We start from the raw sequence: 15,678 nt of genomic DNA, 5'->3' as shown, positions 1-15,678 counted from the left end.
TCCTGTTCGTTGGAACCGGGCTTTGCAGTCTCGCTTCCTTCAGTGTAAACCTCACGGTAAACCAGCTTGCGACTTGCTAGTGCTTCGGGACACGACTCCCGCACACAAGGGACTTGGATTTCTCCGCACCCTCTGGAATAATTTTGGTATCTTAGATACCAGATGCCCATGCCGGGCACACACAGATGCTAAAAATCCATAGGCTTGTGAGCTACTTGCAAAGAGCATTTGAATCCGATATTTTTAATGAAATTAACAAATGGTCAGCCTACGAGTTTTAGCTGATCGTTATATGGAAGGAGTGATCTTGTATATTATACCATTTATTGGTACTTTTGAGTATGAGTAAGAACACATCCATATCGCTAGGGAACTATTTCGATGAATTTGTTCAACATAGCATTTCAAACGGTAGATACAAGAACGTGAGTGAAGTTATTCGAGCTGGACTCAGGCTACTTGAAGAAGAAGAAAGAAAAGTCAACGCCCTAAAGTCGGCTATTCAAAAAGGGCTGGAGAGCCCAAGAGTAGAAAGCTTTGACTTTGATCAACACCTATCGTCACTGAAAGCTAATCGAGTAAAAAATGGCTAGACTCGTTTTGAGGCAGGAAGCCATCAATGACCTTACCGATATTTGGGAATACACCTCTGAAACATGGTCTGAAAACCAAGCAGATAAATACTATCAAGCAATTAAGTCAGCTTGTATAGACATTTCGAACAAACCCAGCCTTGGCAAAACATATGAGGAAATATCATCCAAAGTTTTAGGCTACAGTATTAACAAACATATTATTTTTTATCATGAGGCCTCAGCAGATGAAATTGAAGTAGTAAGAATCCTACACGAAAGAATGGATTTGAAGCGTCACCTGAAATAAATCCATATAATCGAGTAGACGGCCCCACCAGCGATAACTGATGGGGTGCGCCTCTTGCCATAGGCATCCCTTCGGGGCACACCACCAGATCCTTCCTTCGTCAGGACAGGCCAAGCGGTTCTGGTATACGGCGGTTCGTAAAGCATAATGTATCGCTCTTTACACCGACACATCTTTCCGCTACTTTTAAGCATAGGCTATACCAAGGTATTCCTATGCGAATTTTCGCTTCACAATACGTTCGGTCCTTCCCAATCTTGTGAGGTCTCCGTCTAATCCTTTGCGGTGACAGCTCTTTGCTAATTGGTACTATGACCTCGGCTGACTTCTCAGTTCCCAACTCGTGGAATCCGAGATCTCCCCAGATAAGAGCATATTCCTTCACCCAATATCCACTGGATCTACCTGAAGGGTACTTGGTGGTTACCCACCCTTTGGACGTCAGTATGATGTGCTACCTCATCCGACCTGTACAGCCTCTGTATCCAGTCGCCCGGCGACCCGGTCCTATTCGTTGGAACCGGGCTTTGCAGTCTCGCTTCCTTCACTGCATACCTCACGGTAAACCAGCTTGCGACTTGCTAGTGCTTCGGGACACGACTCCCGCACACAAGGGACTTACACCCTCTGGAATAATTTGGTATCTTCGATACCAGATGCCCATGCTGGGCACACACAATGTATATACAAAATAGGCGAAATAGTAGTAAACTCAACGGTTGTAGCCCGCTTGAAAATCGTTTCAGTTTGATAGGTTTGAAGCCCGCAATCATCTACTATGCATATACTGAAAGTGTGTCATAGAAATGAAACAATTAGAATAATGAAATCAGGAACCGCAATAAAAATAATACTATCCATAGTAGTTGCTTTAACTATATTTCACTTTAGTATTCTCTTTAAAATAATTCCTTACGAAATAACTTGGGGAGGGCGCTTGAAAACTGATTCTGAAATGTACGTTTTCGAATTGATTTCTATCGTAATTAATCTCTTGTTAGGCACTACACTGCTCATCAAGGGAAACTACCTAAAACCGATAATTCGTTTAAGTGTTGTGAACGTAATACTCTGGATATTTCTCATCCTTTTTGGGTTGAATACAATTGGAAATTTATTCGCAGAAACGGCTTTAGAAAAATCCTTTTCAATACTCACACTGGCTTTATCAATTCTAATTTGGATAGTATTAAAAGCAAAAGATAACGAGCACACAATCGAGTAGACGGCTGACGGTCTTTCGACCACCAGTGTGCCTCTCACACCACCCCTTGGTCGTAGATTAAGCGCCAGCGGTTCTACGACCAAGCTTGAGAAAGGGCGTCCGCCCGAATGATACATCAAGGGAAATTTTTTCAATCTGATCTTGATCAATCGGGTCCACTATTTGTTTTGGGTCTTAGCGGACGCTACAGTCCAGGGAAAGAAACATTTCCACACATCAAAGACCTCCAAACAAGTTAAAAAATGGGATTACCAAGTATACGGTTTTTGACTTTTTAAAATGTTGTACAAAAAAGTCGGAAAAATATACTTTATGGAAGCCTTGCCTAAACTACTGATCAATCTCAATGTTATCTTCTTTGCTTTGCTACTAGGAGCTGCTCTGATCCAGAAGGGTAAGTTTCACCAAAAATTCACTTTTTTGGGTTGGTATTTTTTTAGTTGGGGTTTTTATGTGATCTCAAACATCCTGACCACACTACAAAACGGCGACATCTTATGGATTCGGAATTTTACTTTTCAAGGCATGTGGTTTTGGGGTCCGTTAATTTATCTGTTTGCGTTAGCCAATTCAAATATTAATGTTTCAGAAAAAAGGATGAAGCGGATCATCTATCCAGTGGTTGTTCTATCAATTATATCAATATTCAATGAATTCGCTTTTGTGGAATGGTTGAACCAGCACTGGAAGCCTTACTTTCAAGCCATTATGGTGTATCAACTATACTATATTTGGAAAGCTATCCAATGCTTTAGAGGGCACCAATCAGTAGAGGGTATGCGTCTATGGGAGTCCCTGCTTATCTATGGATGCTTAGCTGTGGTAGTCATTCGAATTGTTATTACCATCCTTCTTTATTTTGATCCAATCGATAATCAGACCTATCTGGTTTTCTTTGGGATAATCAGCGGATCAGTAGTTGGTTATTTGGCTTTTCTCTTGATACTCACAGTCATTAAGTCTGCTCATTTCCCTAAAAATGGTGGTAGCCGATTAGACAATGATCCGGTGTATAAGCTGATCCTTAACGAGGTAGACAACTTCATGCAAAATGCCAAGCTGTTTAAGAAATCCGATTTGAGTATCAATTCACTTGGCGATTTAACTAATCATAAACCCTATTTGATTTCAAAAGCAATAAACACCGTCAATCAGAAGTCATTTTTTGAATATGTAAATGACTATCGAATAAATTATGTCTTAGAAGAGTTGAGCGAACAAAACCCTGCCAAGCACACCATCGAACAGATCATGTACTCGGCAGGGTTTAATTCAAGATCTTCTTTCTATACTGAGTTTAAGAAACGTACCGGGGTGACACCCCTCAAGTATCAAAAACTTGCAGATTAATTTTTAGTATTCGATAAGAAAGTAAAGCCTGTTGGAATCGCGCAAATCATTCCATTCTCCAGCCACACCTAATGGCCAATCGGTAAGTGCGAACCCTAAGGCATCTTGATTTCCCTCAAAATCATCAGGCTCATCACCCCAGTTGTTATATAGCCCTCCGACAGTCGCGCCATCGGCTAATCCTTGCCAAAACTGAGTGCCACTACCAGCATTGCTTCCATCCCACATCCATTTCCCTTCCGTGCCCATATCATTTCCTCCGATCCATACATAAGAAGCTCCTCCTCCATCGCTAGCCGTGGTTCTTGTCAGCGTTATTCCCGCATTCTTCGAGAGTTCTGTGAACAGGGTGTTTTGCTCTTCTTGTGAATTAATTTCAGCTAAGTACCCTCCATTTTCTTTAGCGTACGCTGCGGCCTCCTTCCATGACATCTTCTCTAGAATCACCTCGTACTCAGTTTCGTTATACGTAAAAGAATAGCTTTCTATAGTAGAATTTCCATCATCTTGTTGTTCGCTCTCGTCATCATCAGAGCATGAAATCATTGCCATTAAAAGCGCCATTGTAATAAGTCGTAAATTGTTCATAGTCATAGTTATTATTGTTTTTTTGAACAATTTTAGCTTCGAGATCCTTCGTCTCAGTTCGTTTTTGGAAACTCGAACAAATAATATTTCGTTTTTTTAAGAGCTGAATCGAGCGGCAGAGCTTCATAGTATATGAAAGACACTGAGCTTCATTATTGAATCTGGGTAATTAATTAAAAGAATAGGGTAACATTTAAGTATTTTGGGTATAAAGCAAAAAGTATATTTGAATACTTACGCTGACAATACTAAAGAGAACAAACGCCAATCGGTGCCTGCAGCCGATTCTAAAGTGAAGCACGTTAGAGAGCCTACTTTTCAGTTTACGGATAATAGACCTGAAGCTGTAGCTCAAAGGAAACTGCAAGAGATCGCTAAGAATAAAGTGACTCAATTCCAAGCGACAACTGACAACCAATCCAGTAGGCAACGACAACCAATCCAAAAAAATAAGAACAATACTGGTTTACCTGATAATTTAAAAATAGGAATAGAAAAGCTTTCGGGTTACTCCATGAGTGATGTAAAAGTGCATATTAACTCTGCAAAACCTGCCCAACTACAAGCGCATGCTTTCGCTCAGGGAACTGACATCCATTTAGGGCCTGGTCAAAAAAAACATCTCCCTCATGAAGCTTGGCATGTAGTTCAACAAAAGCAAGGAAGAGTGAAGCCCACAATTCAAACGAAAAGTGGTGTGCATATTAATAATGATACTGGTTTGGAAAAAGAGGCGGATGTCATGGGAGAAAAGGCTTCGAATTTATCCAACGAAAACAATACTGCTGGCCATCTGACTAGCAAAACAGCACCTCAGGGTTCAAGTGTAGCCCAGTTGATGCCACCGAAGAAAAAAAGCGAAAAAAAAGGAGGCGGAGGTGGTGGAAGCACACCTGCCTGGTCCACAGCGCAAGAGTTAGTGACTTGGGCTGAAGCTGAGGCGAGAAAAATGAGGTTGCCTGCTTCCATGGCAGACACTTTAATTAACGTTCAGATTGGAAAGAGAGCCGGATCAATGTCTCCTGAAGATGAAGCCAGGCTGAAGGCAGAGGTAAAGCAAATTAGACAGGCATCGGCTGAGACTGCTGCCGCCGCCGCCATTGCGGCTATAACTCCCGATAGTCTGGCGACAGAAGCGATGCGCAGGTTTCGACATATGTGTAAGGTGGTACATCACAAACCAAATCCCGCTTTGATTAAATCTGTGGGACCACCGGAACATGCAGGAAATCTACAAGCAGCCGCTGCACGAACCGATAGAATTGCATATGTGGCAAATTTGATCACCACGCCAACCGACCTTGCTGCTGTGCTTAAGCGATACAGCGAATTGGTGACGCCTGAAATTCCTTTTGCTATGGTTATTGGTTTGAATCTGTTAGAGTCTGTTCATGGTACGGGAGCTGAGCAGCTACTTGCATGCAAACTTCCCTCCGTAGTGCCGTTTCCCGTTACGGTTATTCGGTATACCTGGGGGATGAATTGGGGAGAGGATCAGGGACTGGATGAAGTCAAGGAGTGTATGAATGAGCAATTGGCGTTCATTAAGGAAAAGGCGGCAGATAATGATAGGCTGTTAGCAGAGGCTTCAGTAGTTTTTAACCAGCGTGTTCATCAATATGAAAAGAGCTTCATAGGAGGAGCTAGCAACGCAATTCCCTACGGGTTGCTTCGAACCAAATTACTAGAGTCTCCGGAAAATCGTAGATGTGTGGATGAATTTCATGCACATGGCAAGCACGTGTATATTTTTAACTCGGATGCGGATGCACCCTCATTTCGTACCTCCGAACAGCAAAAAGGAGTTAAAAGAACTTTGCTACAGGGTTATTCGGATGAACTGGAAAAAGCCGGTCATCCAGAACTGATGGTGGGAGGATACCGATTTGATGAAAAAACAGCACATGGAGGTGGTGATTTGGATATGAACATTCCCGAACATAGACTCACGTTGTTGGCCAATCAGTTGGATGCGCAGTTTCGTATGATGATTCATTCCATCAATTCAGAATTGATTTATCCTACCGAACCAAATATGGTTTTCTTGGCTGCAAGACCAGGCAAACCAACTGCTTTGAGCATGATGACCGGAATGGAGGATACTCACAGTCGCCGCATACCTTCTTGGGGAACGGCAAAACGAGAAGGAGTTGACCTAAGAAACACTATTCGCCAGGTCCATGAAAAAGAAAAAGTAACTACCTACAGACCAAATCTGGCCACACCTACAGATAGTGGCCGTTTTCAGGTGAAACCCGCCAGTAAAACACATTCCGTTCGAGCTTTTTTAGCTTCGCAGATTGAGGCAATGTTTGAGGAAGAGCAAACCTACATAACGAAACTCGCTGTAATGATCAGTAGTTCAGGTATGTCCCGGCAACATGTGAAAGTAGATGCGGACCAAATCAAGATCCCACTTTGTCGGGCATTGATGAATCCACATGACATCGAACCAGCACAAGCTCCTGCCACTATGAAAGCAGAAACGCCCGATGAAATCAACAAACTTCTCGACCACGGATTAATGAGGTGGTTTATTTTTGAAAATCGCGGGCAACTGATGAAGATTCATCAGGAAATCATTCATCAGTTTATGTTTATGTGTCAAAATGAAGGATCGGCAGCAGCAACTTCCCAAAGTAGCGAAACAGCAACTGCCATTGTTGGAGGAAAACAAGCGCAAGGAGGGAGTCCCTCCATCACGGCTGGCAGAGCAGAGCTCAGCCATGATGATGCCATTCATGCCGGTGGGTTCATTTTTCGTGCCAATACAGCTGGTATTCGAGATGGTGGGGAGTGCTTGTGGGACAGTTTGATTCATCAGGGAATAGAGAAGGCTCGATTAGAAGCAGCCGCAGCGGCAGTCGGTCTCACATTTGATCAGCATGTTGATTGGGTAGATATTAAAAAACTAATTGACAAAATCAACATAACCCTTCCGGCGGGTGTAGCAAAATATGGGGTGACCCTTTATATTGCCGAGTATGGGCATGAAGCAACACCTTTGCGATTAAATTTGTGCGAGGGCGGAACAGTACAAATTAATCTTGCACTCTTCGGTTCGTCGGAAGAACTGTCGGGACATTATGTACCACCGAGCAGCTAACCATATATCCACAATACAGGTAGTCACTAAGCTATGAAACTAGTAAACCTGTAACTCAATCTAAACATAATTCAAACGCAGTTCAGCGTATACGTTATATTCAATTATTATATTAGACCAGCATATACTAAAGTTTTACTGCACCTCCCAAAGCCTAGCCGTACGATCGCTGGAACCGGTTAGGATTTTGCTACCATCTGGGGTAAAAGCCACATCATTGATTTGGCCTTTGTGTTTGGTGTATCTTCGGAGCTCTTTGCCATTGAGGGTCCAAAGGATAGCCGTGTGATCGGCTGATGCGGTGACTACCTTTTGGCCATCCGGAGAGAAGGCCACTGCATTGACAGGTTTGGTATGACCGATAAGCTTCTTGTTTTTACGGTCTTTCAGTCTCCAGATTCTGGCCGTCTTGTCCTTAGAACCAGTAATGATAAACTTACCATCTGGAGAAAAAGCCACGGAAGTCACCCAATGAATGTGGCCAGAAAACTCAGCGACCATATTGCCCTTCATGTCCCACATGCGAGCGGTATGATCATTGGAAGCTGTCAGTATATGTTTGCCATCTGGTGAGAAGGCTACTGCGTTGACCCACTCTCTGTGTCCTTGAAAAGATTGCACGAAAGTGCCATCCAGTTTATACAATCTGGCTGTTTTGTCGAAGGAAGCCGTCGCCAGATATTCTCCATCAGGAGAGAAAGTCACATCGCTCACATGAAACGTGTGTCCGTTGAATTCACGAAGCATACGTCCATTGACATCATACAATTTGGCCGTTTTATCCCAAGAGCCAGTAGCCATACGATTACCATTGGGTGAAAAAGCGACAGAGGTCAACCAGTCGGTGTGCCCTTTGAGTTCTTCGATCAGGTTACCATTCAGATCCCAGAGCCAGGCGGTATTGTCCCAGCCCTTGGTGAGAATACGTCGGCCATTAGGTGCCACAGCCACACTCAGCACTTCTTTGGGTGCAGAGAAGGTTTGTAGCAGATAACTAGGCTCCACTGGTTTTGCCTTAGCTACGACTTTGGGTCTCGTGCGTTCGGTAATGATTTTTTCAGCTTCGTTGGCAAACTTGCCATTAGGCGAAAGCCTGAGGTACACCTTGTAACTTACCACCGTGTTTTCTTCACTGGCTTCCTGCCAGGCTGCTTCATCCTTCAGTTCAGCGATTCGGGCAAAAGCCGCATCCTTATACGTCCCCTTAGGGTTTTCCTGGATGTAGGCTTCCAAAACTGCCACTGAATTAGCGATTAGTGCCTTTTCCCAACTTTCAGCCTCGTGCAGACTATCTACTTTGAATGCAGCCGTTCGAACGTGTTTTCCCTCTGGGTAGAGTTTTAAATATGCCTTGTACCCTTCGCTTTTGTTTTCAGATAGGTACATTTCCCAGTCCCTGGCTTCCTGGGTTTTATTTTTATACTGAATGGACAAAATAAAAGTACTCCATACGACCAAAAGCATAACAGACACAAAGGTGACCAGATTCCTAAATGTCTTATCTCTGGTTTTTTGTGGCGGATGACCAATCAGGTCATAAATATCGCTTAACAGAATTCGAATGTTCTTATCGGCAGTATCACCATTCCAATGCGACAGATTGGTATAGTTATCTGATGGTAAGGGGTGCTCCTTCTGTACCTCGTCGTAGGTCAGAGAAACCAGATTTTTCTTCTTCACCCCTAGCTGAGCCTGCTCCAAAATGATTTCATTATTGATGGCATTCGGAGACCAGAGTACAATGATACAATCTGCGCCTTTCAAAGCAGATTGGATTTGAGCGTCAAAATGTTCGTCATCAGCAATGGCAGACTCCCACCAAACCGACCAGCCAAACTCGTCGAGCACCTCTGCCAATTGGCGGGCCCGGCGTTTGTCTTCTGGAATATAGCTAATGAATATTTCGCTCAAGGTCAAGAAGTTGTATTCTAAAATTGAATATAAAGATTAATTAGGATAATTACTGAGCAATTTAGCATCTGAGGCCAAAACAAATAAATATTATCACTTATCTTTTCGTTAGAAAAAAACCAACTTTTATCATAAAAGATATGCGACTAACCTTTGCTCTTTGTTTACTTTCCCTATTCCAGATTCGATGCGTCGAAAAAACTACCCAATGCAAAATAGAAACCTCACTCGGAGCAATCGAAGTAGAACTGTATCCGGAAAAAGCGCCTAACACCGTAGCGAATTTCTTGAAGTATGTGGATGCCGGTTTGTATGCGAATTCCAGCTTTTTTCGGACTTGCACACCCGAAAACGAAGCAGAACGAGACGTTCGAATAGAAGTCATACAGGGCGGAGATCTGCCAACAGAAAAAGAAATGGACCCTGTAGCCATTGAAACCACCGAGCAAACCGGATTACTACACAAAGATGGCACATTGTCCATGGCCAGAGACACGCCCAATTCAGCCACTTGCAGTTTTTTCATATGCATCGGTGAGCAGCCTTCGCTGGATTTTGGTGGAGCCAGAAATCCGGATGGGCAGGGCTTTGCGGCCTTTGGTCAGGTAACCAAAGGCATGGATGTAGTAAAAAAGATCCAGGAGCAAGAGGAAGACGATCAATACCTGATTGAACCCATTAAAATCCTTAACATCACAAGAATTGATTAATTGGATCAATTCTTTTCAAGGTTATTGAGGTAGGTTCAAGTTTATAACCTTCAATTTTGAGGTTTACTCAATAACTATGATCAAACCCACAGACATCCTCAAAGCCAAGGAAAGAATTGCACCATATATCAGGGAAACACCAGTAGAATACGCTCAGGCACTTCAGCAAGAATTTGGAATAAACGTACACTTCAAATTGGAAAACTTGCAAGTATCTGGAAGTTTCAAGCCAAGAGGTGGATTCAATAAGATACTCAAGAATCCTACAGAAGAGTTTGTTGCCCCTACTGCCGGCGGGCATGGGGTCGGTTTGTCCTATGCAGCAAACCAATTAGGAGCCAAAGTACATATCCTGATGCCTAAGACTGCCGACAGCGATCGAATCAAAGATATTGAAGCCAATGGGGCGGCCATCCAATTTTTTGATACTGTGCCTGAAGCTCGAGCCAAAGCTAAGGCGCTAGAAGCGGCTAACAATTATGTTTTTGTTTCGGCTTTCAACGATACTGAAATGGTAGAAGGCGGCGGAACGATCGCCGTAGAATTGCTAGAGCAGTTACCAAATATGGATTGTCTGGTCTGTGGCGTCGGTGGCGGTGGATATATCGCCGGCATGGGTATTTTGTTGAAAGCTATCAACCCTGACATTAAAATCTATGGGGTACAACAAGAAAATGCGCCTTTTTTAGCGGAGTGGTTTAAACACAAAACATATCCTAAAGAGTTGATCATGCAACCTTCTATTGCCGAGGGAATTGGCGCCGAAGTTGAAGAAGATTCCATCACCTGGCCTTACATTGAAGAATTGGTAGACGACTTTTTCGTAGTCAGCGAAGAGGAAATTCGGGACAGTTTGTTGTGGTTACTCAAAGCGCACAAGCATTATGTAGAACCTTCAGCTGTAGTCGGATTAGCTGCCATTAGAAAGTATCCAGAACATTTTAAAAAATTCAAATCTGTGTGCACCATCCTGACAGGGCGAAACATGTCATTCGACAAGTTTCAATCCATTCTGGATAAGTAGTGCATTTCAGATTGCTCCTTGATTCGCTGAGCTGCAAACTCTGGTGTAATGTCGCGCTGTGGGTTGCCTAGCATTTCATACCCAACCATAAACTTCTTGACAGTGGCAGATCTAAGCAACGGTGGATAAAAAGTCATATGCCATTGCCATTCTTCATGAGGTACTCCATCGTATGGTGCCTGATGAATTCCAGCAGAATAAGGAAAAGACGTCTCGAATAAGTTGTCGTATTTAATGGTTAAATAGCGATAAGCTTCTGCCAATGCCACTCGTTCCTCATCATTCATTCCGATGATTCTGGACATTTTTCTTTTAGGAATAATCATTGCCTCGTAAGGCCATACCGCCCAAAACGGCACCAGTACCACCATATGATCATTTTCGAAGATGATTCTTTCCTGTAATTCTGTTTCCTGAGACAAATAGTCCAACAGCAAGTTGCCTCCTGTTTTTTCAAAATAAGCCAATTGTTGCGCTTGCTTTTTGGCTGGCTCCACAGGTACAGATTCTTGCGCCCAGATTTGCCCATGCGGATGAGGATTAGAGCATCCCATTACAGCCCCTTTATTTTCAAAAATCTGAATGTGATTGATAAAATCTAATGCACCAATTTCATGGCACTGATCGATCCACAAATCTACGACTAGTTTAATTTGACCTGTTTCCATTTCGGGTATGGTCAAATCATGACGAGGAGAAAAACAGATCACTTTACAAAGCCCTCGTTCGCTCTTGGACTGCATCAATCCATTTTCTACTCCGCCGGATGGAATGTCCGATTGCAAGGCGGCAAAATCATTGGTGAAGGCGAAAACATCTTTGTAATCTGGATTGAGCTCGCCTCCTATCCGTTCATTAGTCGGACATAGGTAACATTTGTCGTCATACTCCGGTCGTCGATCCACCGACAACTTCTCTACTTGTCCTTGCCAGGGTCTTTTGGAACGGTGCGGCGATACTTGCACCCATTCGCCAGTCAATATATTCAATCGCCTGTGCGAGTGATCGTTTGCATTAAATTTCATTTGACTTTTATTTTAACCGTCCTACTCCGTCCGCTATCGCTACGCGATATACTTTGGCATCTATTCCAAGCGCCTTTTTATAGCCATCTACTACCTGACTAATAACCTTATCTACTTTATCCTTCCTAATCAAATTGATGGTGCATCCGCCAAAGCCCCCGCCCATCATTCGTCCACCGATATGTCCTTCACAGTTTGTCGCAATTTCAATAAGTGTATCCAGCTCCTTACAACTGACTTCATAATCTTTACTTAGTCCATGATGCGTTTCGAGCATAATTTGCCCTACTTTTTCTATCTCACCAGCCTGCAAGGCCTCGCATACGGCTTGTACTCTAATATTCTCTTCAATCGCATACTTGCATCTGCGATAGACCACTTCTTCCATGGAGGCTTGTGCTTCTGCCAAATCCTCCAAATTAGCCTCTCTTAATGAGGTGATATCAGGGTTCACAGATTGAAGTGCTTTCACTCCCTCTTCGCATTGGGCCCGACGAATGTTGTACTGAGAATCGGCCAAATTATGTTTGACATTGGAATCAAATAGCACCAGGTCGTATGCTTTGAAGTCAGCCGGGTAGTATTCGAACTCTAGGCTTCTGCAGTCCAGTCGAACCACATGACCATCCTTGCCCATGCAACTAGCAAACTGATCCATAATGCCACACTTGACGCCTGCAAACTTGTGCTCTGCAGCCTGACCCATTTTAGCCAGATCCATTTTCGGAATATTTAGATCAAATAAGTCTATCAAAGCCTGACCGAAACCACATTCTAAAGCTGCGGAAGACGAGAGCCCTGATCCCATGGGAATGTCGCTGGTAAACATCAAATTGAATCCTTCTAATTGATGACCAGCCATTTGCAACTGATCAATCACGCCCAGAAAATAATTAACCCAACCTTGATCCACGGGAGCTAAAGCCTCCTTGATATTAAAGAAATAAGATTCGTCTAGATCAATCGAGATGAGCTTCGATTGATCAGATCCGCTCTTTTGAATAAACACATAAACAGCTAAATCAATGGCTGCTGGCAAAACAAATCCATCATTATAGTCCGTATGCTCTCCAATAATGTTGATTCTACCGGGTGCTCGAAATATTTCAGGTTCAGACCCAAAGGCCTCTACAAATCTGTCTTTTATATCCTCCCTCTTTTGTACCATAATGCTCGATAATTATAAACGTAAATTTAACGTTTATAAATTGAATTGCAACCGTATTACATACATTTATTATTTTAGCAACAAATCTGAAATCAATGACTGACGAAAGCACCTCAACTTATATTGTTGCTCAGCCCATACTGGTGGCTGTAGATAATGTAATTTTTGGATTTGATACTGAAGAGGAAAAACTAAAAGTATTACTATTCAAAAGGAAAATTGAGCCTTTTGCTGGTCAATGGTCCTTGGTGGGAAGTTTCATTCAGCCCGAGGAATCGGCAGTTACTGCTGCCTCAAGGATACTGACAGATTTCACTGGTTTGGAAAGTGTATATCTCGAACAACTTCATACCTACAGTGCCATAGACCGTGACCCGGAAGATCGTGTGATTTCCATAGCTTACTACAGTCTAATTCAACTCCAAAAGTACAGAAAGGACTTGGTCGCCACCCACGATGCTGGGTGGTTTGAAGTCAACAACATCCCTGAAGTTGTCGTTGATCACAATCAAATCATCTCAGATGCACTAACCAAACTTCAGGATAATGCACGGAGAAAACCAGTGGGGTTTAATTTATTGCCCCCTAAGTTCACCCTTCCTCAACTGTTCAAACTTTATCAGGAGATTTATCAGAAGGAGATTGATGACAGAAATTTTCGCAAGAAAATACTTGCAACAGGCCTACTGGAAAAGCTGGATACCAAAGACAAGACAGCTTCCAAAAAAGGTGCTTTCCACTATCAGTTCAATAAAACAAAATATCAGGAACTAGAAACCGAAGGCTACGATATTCTATTTCATTGATATTTCGATCAGTTGACCACTCTGTTAACCACTGCTATAAGATCTTCCGATGTAAATGGCTTCACAATGTATTCAGAGGCACCCAAATCTATCCCTTCGTTGATCACAGACTGCTGACCTACCGCACTCACCATGATCACTTTTGAGCTAATGCCCTGATCTTTAAAAACTTTCAAGATATCTGTTCCTATCATATCAGGAAGGATATTATCTAGTGTAATCAAATCAGGAGAAAGCTCCATGGCCAAATCAATAGCCGTCTCTCCATTAGGCGCTTCGCCTACAACTTCATACCCTTCGGCTTTTAGGGTATCCTTGATCAAAGTACGCATGTACATTGAGTCATCCACTATCAATACTTTTTTGCTCATCGCTATATGGTTAAATTTTCTTCTTCTTATAAATTCTGGTCTTTACATCAAATACCTCGAACAGTACCTTACCAGCATCAGGCATAATATCATAATAGCCAATGACTAAAAATCCATCATCATTTAAGCTCTTATGAAATAATTCGAGTACTTGTATTTTTAGCTTTTCATCGAAATAAATCATCACATTTCGACAAAAAATAATATCGTGTTTAGTTACCATGCCATCATGAACCAGATTATGCCTTTCAAAAGTCACATGGCTTTTGTAAGCTGGCTTTATAGTCGCATGAAATTCATTGAAATCGAAAAAGTCTGCCATCTTTCTATTCGGATAAAAAGAAAGAAATGGTTTGAGGTACTGTTCTAATATGATCAAGGAATAGTCCCCTGCCTTGGCCTTTTTTAGTGCTCTATCACTCAAGTCGGTGGCTAATGCTCTGGTCTTATGTAGGAAGCCCTTTTCTTCAAGCACAATAGCCATAGTATATACCTCTTCTCCGGTAGAACATCCTGCATGCCAAACATTAAGTCTTGGTTTGGTCTTATAGTGATCTAATATTTTTTCCTTAATCACTATCCAAGCATCTGGATTTCTAAACAGTTCAGTAAGGTTAACCAATAAGTCATCGATACCTCTTTCAAAAAATTCTTTGTCCTTAATGATTTTTGACCACAACTCAAGCATTGAAGTCATTTTGTGCTTCATCATCAGACGCACAATACTTCTCTTCAAGGATTTTTTTTCATAATTCGTGAAATCCAATCCGTACCTGTTTTTCAAGGCTTGCATCAAAGCATCTAATTCTTCATCTGATATGCTATCTATCACTATTGCTGTGGTTTACGTACCGTTTATTTCATTGATTAAGTTAACTCCTTCGCCAATACATTTTCTGCATTGTCTTTGACCTTGTCTATAAAATTTTCCTGAAGCAACCAAACAAACTCGGGTTGTACATCCAAGTCAGGAATTCCAAAAACTGCTCTAAACTCTACTTTAGAATTGTAAACTACTGATTCTGCCTTAATATACTTATTAACTTCATCCGCTTGCATCACATGCAACGAAGGTACATTGCCGTAAATTTCTAAATCCAAAAAATTGGCCAATTGAGTGACCACTGCCCCTGCCACCATGTTATCAATTTCGGTCAAAAACTCAAGCTTCATCAGTCGTGTCTCCGGATTGTTGTTCATCAAAACTTCCTCAGGCAATCCTGCACTTTGGATTTTTTGAACCTCCTCCTCAGAAAAGATCAAGTGGCAAAACCCCTTGAGGTCTCCGACTAGTTCAGTTTTAAGCAGATGTACTTTGCCTGTTGTCTTAGTACAATACTGTGGCACTTCACCTAATTGTTCCAGAGGAGCGTCTATGCTTTTGAGGCTCGCCTCAGTGCCTAATATGCTCCGAAATGCGAGAGCTGCTTTTGACAGTCCAAACTCAAGTAGTTTGTTGGTAGCGCTGTTTTCTCTTTCTGACAAATTATTAAACATGGTTTATGAGTTTAT

15 protein-coding genes are annotated in these 15,678 nt (G+C 42.4%); 8 read left to right on the top strand and 7 right to left on the bottom strand.

Annotation, left to right across the window (positions count from 1 at the left end):
- The first annotated feature begins 341 nt into the window (after positions 1–341).
- The 4 genes from R8N23_RS06040 to R8N23_RS06025 all read left to right on the top strand — a co-directional run bounded on the left by R8N23_RS06040 (position 342) and on the right by R8N23_RS06025 (position 3,457).
- A complete protein-coding gene (locus R8N23_RS06040) occupies positions 342–593 on the top strand; it encodes a type II toxin-antitoxin system ParD family antitoxin (RefSeq protein WP_318170671.1) in 252 nt (83 codons plus the stop codon).
- Positions 586–882, top strand: coding sequence for a type II toxin-antitoxin system RelE/ParE family toxin (locus R8N23_RS06035; RefSeq protein ID WP_318170670.1), 297 nt, complete (start codon positions 586–588; stop codon positions 880–882). Before R8N23_RS06040 ends, R8N23_RS06035 begins: the two co-directional genes overlap by 8 nt.
- 823 nt (positions 883–1,705) lie before the next feature.
- Positions 1,706–2,107 carry a hypothetical protein gene (locus R8N23_RS06030; protein WP_318170669.1) on the top strand — a complete coding sequence of 134 codons (402 nt, stop codon included), beginning with the start codon at positions 1,706–1,708 and terminating at the stop codon, positions 2,105–2,107.
- 279 nt (positions 2,108–2,386) lie between these two features.
- Positions 2,387–3,457, top strand: a complete 1,071-nt coding sequence (locus tag R8N23_RS06025; protein WP_318170668.1) for a helix-turn-helix transcriptional regulator — start codon at positions 2,387–2,389, stop codon at positions 3,455–3,457.
- A gap of 3 nt (positions 3,458–3,460) precedes the next feature.
- Here R8N23_RS06025 and R8N23_RS06020 read toward each other — a convergent pair whose 3' ends face one another.
- The gene (locus R8N23_RS06020; protein ID WP_318170667.1) at positions 3,461–4,045 is read right to left on the bottom strand and encodes a C-type lectin domain-containing protein; all 585 of its coding nucleotides are present in this window, start codon (positions 4,043–4,045) and stop codon (positions 3,461–3,463) included.
- A 226-nt stretch (positions 4,046–4,271) separates the two neighbouring features.
- Here R8N23_RS06020 and R8N23_RS06015 point away from each other — a divergent pair, with 226 nt between their 5' ends.
- Positions 4,272–7,151, top strand: a complete 2,880-nt coding sequence (locus R8N23_RS06015; protein ID WP_318170666.1) for a DUF4157 domain-containing protein — start codon at positions 4,272–4,274, stop codon at positions 7,149–7,151.
- A 135-nt stretch (positions 7,152–7,286) separates the two neighbouring features.
- Here the strand turns inward: R8N23_RS06015 and R8N23_RS06010 are convergent, their stop codons facing one another.
- Positions 7,287–9,062: a TIR domain-containing protein gene (locus R8N23_RS06010; RefSeq protein ID WP_318170665.1), complete on the bottom strand. Its 1,776-nt coding sequence runs from the start codon at positions 9,060–9,062 to the stop codon at positions 7,287–7,289.
- A gap of 140 nt (positions 9,063–9,202) precedes the next feature.
- On the opposite strand from R8N23_RS06010, the gene R8N23_RS06005 reads away from it, so the two are divergent.
- The gene (locus R8N23_RS06005) at positions 9,203–9,772 is read left to right on the top strand and encodes a peptidylprolyl isomerase (protein ID WP_318170664.1); all 570 of its coding nucleotides are present in this window, start codon (positions 9,203–9,205) and stop codon (positions 9,770–9,772) included.
- A gap of 76 nt (positions 9,773–9,848) precedes the next feature.
- Entirely contained in the window at positions 9,849–10,796 is a 948-nt protein-coding gene (locus tag R8N23_RS06000; RefSeq protein WP_318170663.1) for a threonine/serine dehydratase, read from the top strand.
- On the opposite strand, the gene R8N23_RS05995 is transcribed toward R8N23_RS06000, so the two are convergent.
- Both R8N23_RS05995 and R8N23_RS05990 read right to left on the bottom strand, forming a co-directional pair.
- A complete protein-coding gene (locus R8N23_RS05995) occupies positions 10,775–11,821 on the bottom strand; it encodes a UDP-glucose--hexose-1-phosphate uridylyltransferase (RefSeq protein WP_318170662.1) in 1,047 nt (348 codons plus the stop codon). The genes R8N23_RS06000 and R8N23_RS05995 overlap by 22 nt on opposite strands.
- A 7-nt stretch (positions 11,822–11,828) precedes the next feature.
- Positions 11,829–12,989 carry a galactokinase gene (locus R8N23_RS05990; protein WP_318170661.1) on the bottom strand — a complete coding sequence of 387 codons (1,161 nt, stop codon included), beginning with the start codon at positions 12,987–12,989 and terminating at the stop codon, positions 11,829–11,831.
- Positions 12,990–13,084: 95 nt separating this feature from the next.
- Between R8N23_RS05990 and R8N23_RS05985 the strand changes: the two genes are divergently transcribed.
- Positions 13,085–13,795, top strand: a complete 711-nt coding sequence (locus tag R8N23_RS05985; protein ID WP_318170660.1) for an NUDIX hydrolase — start codon at positions 13,085–13,087, stop codon at positions 13,793–13,795.
- An 8-nt stretch (positions 13,796–13,803) separates the two neighbouring features.
- Here the strand turns inward: R8N23_RS05985 and R8N23_RS05980 are convergent, their stop codons facing one another.
- Genes R8N23_RS05980 through R8N23_RS05970 form a run of 3 tightly spaced genes read right to left on the bottom strand, consistent with a single transcriptional unit; the run spans position 13,804 to position 15,663 of the window.
- Positions 13,804–14,166, bottom strand: a complete 363-nt coding sequence (locus tag R8N23_RS05980) for a response regulator (protein WP_318170659.1) — start codon at positions 14,164–14,166, stop codon at positions 13,804–13,806.
- Between the two features lie 10 nt (positions 14,167–14,176).
- A complete protein-coding gene (locus R8N23_RS05975) occupies positions 14,177–14,998 on the bottom strand; it encodes a protein-glutamate O-methyltransferase CheR (protein ID WP_318170658.1) in 822 nt (273 codons plus the stop codon).
- Positions 14,999–15,033: 35 nt separating this feature from the next.
- A complete protein-coding gene (locus R8N23_RS05970) occupies positions 15,034–15,663 on the bottom strand; it encodes a hypothetical protein (protein ID WP_318170657.1) in 630 nt (209 codons plus the stop codon).
- Positions 15,664–15,678 lie beyond the last annotated feature (15 nt).

Origin of the sequence: Reichenbachiella sp., from assembly GCF_033344935.1 — a bacterium.
Classification (GTDB): domain Bacteria; phylum Bacteroidota; class Bacteroidia; order Cytophagales; family Cyclobacteriaceae; genus Reichenbachiella.
The sequence above is the reverse complement of the archived record's forward strand: the minus strand, read 5'-3'. Positions and strand labels throughout refer to the sequence as shown.

What these genes read in the sequence shown, in the direction of transcription:
- R8N23_RS06040 (WP_318170671.1), top strand. Translation starts at nt 342, where the DNA reads ATGAGTAAGAACACATCCATATCGCTAGGGAACTATTTCGATGAATTT.
- R8N23_RS06035 (WP_318170670.1), top strand. Translation starts at nt 586, where the DNA reads ATGGCTAGACTCGTTTTGAGGCAGGAAGCCATCAATGACCTTACCGAT.
- R8N23_RS06030 (WP_318170669.1), top strand. Translation starts at nt 1,706, where the DNA reads ATGAAATCAGGAACCGCAATAAAAATAATACTATCCATAGTAGTTGCT.
- R8N23_RS06025 (WP_318170668.1), top strand. Translation starts at nt 2,387, where the DNA reads ATGTTGTACAAAAAAGTCGGAAAAATATACTTTATGGAAGCCTTGCCT.
- R8N23_RS06020 (WP_318170667.1), bottom strand. Translation starts at nt 4,045, where the DNA reads ATGAACAATTTACGACTTATTACAATGGCGCTTTTAATGGCAATGATT.
- R8N23_RS06005 (WP_318170664.1), top strand. Translation starts at nt 9,203, where the DNA reads ATGCGACTAACCTTTGCTCTTTGTTTACTTTCCCTATTCCAGATTCGA.
- R8N23_RS06000 (WP_318170663.1), top strand. Translation starts at nt 9,849, where the DNA reads ATGATCAAACCCACAGACATCCTCAAAGCCAAGGAAAGAATTGCACCA.
- R8N23_RS05995 (WP_318170662.1), bottom strand. Translation starts at nt 11,821, where the DNA reads ATGAAATTTAATGCAAACGATCACTCGCACAGGCGATTGAATATATTG.
- R8N23_RS05990 (WP_318170661.1), bottom strand. Translation starts at nt 12,989, where the DNA reads ATGGTACAAAAGAGGGAGGATATAAAAGACAGATTTGTAGAGGCCTTT.
- R8N23_RS05985 (WP_318170660.1), top strand. Translation starts at nt 13,085, where the DNA reads ATGACTGACGAAAGCACCTCAACTTATATTGTTGCTCAGCCCATACTG.
- R8N23_RS05980 (WP_318170659.1), bottom strand. Translation starts at nt 14,166, where the DNA reads ATGAGCAAAAAAGTATTGATAGTGGATGACTCAATGTACATGCGTACT.
- R8N23_RS05970 (WP_318170657.1), bottom strand. Translation starts at nt 15,663, where the DNA reads ATGTTTAATAATTTGTCAGAAAGAGAAAACAGCGCTACCAACAAACTA.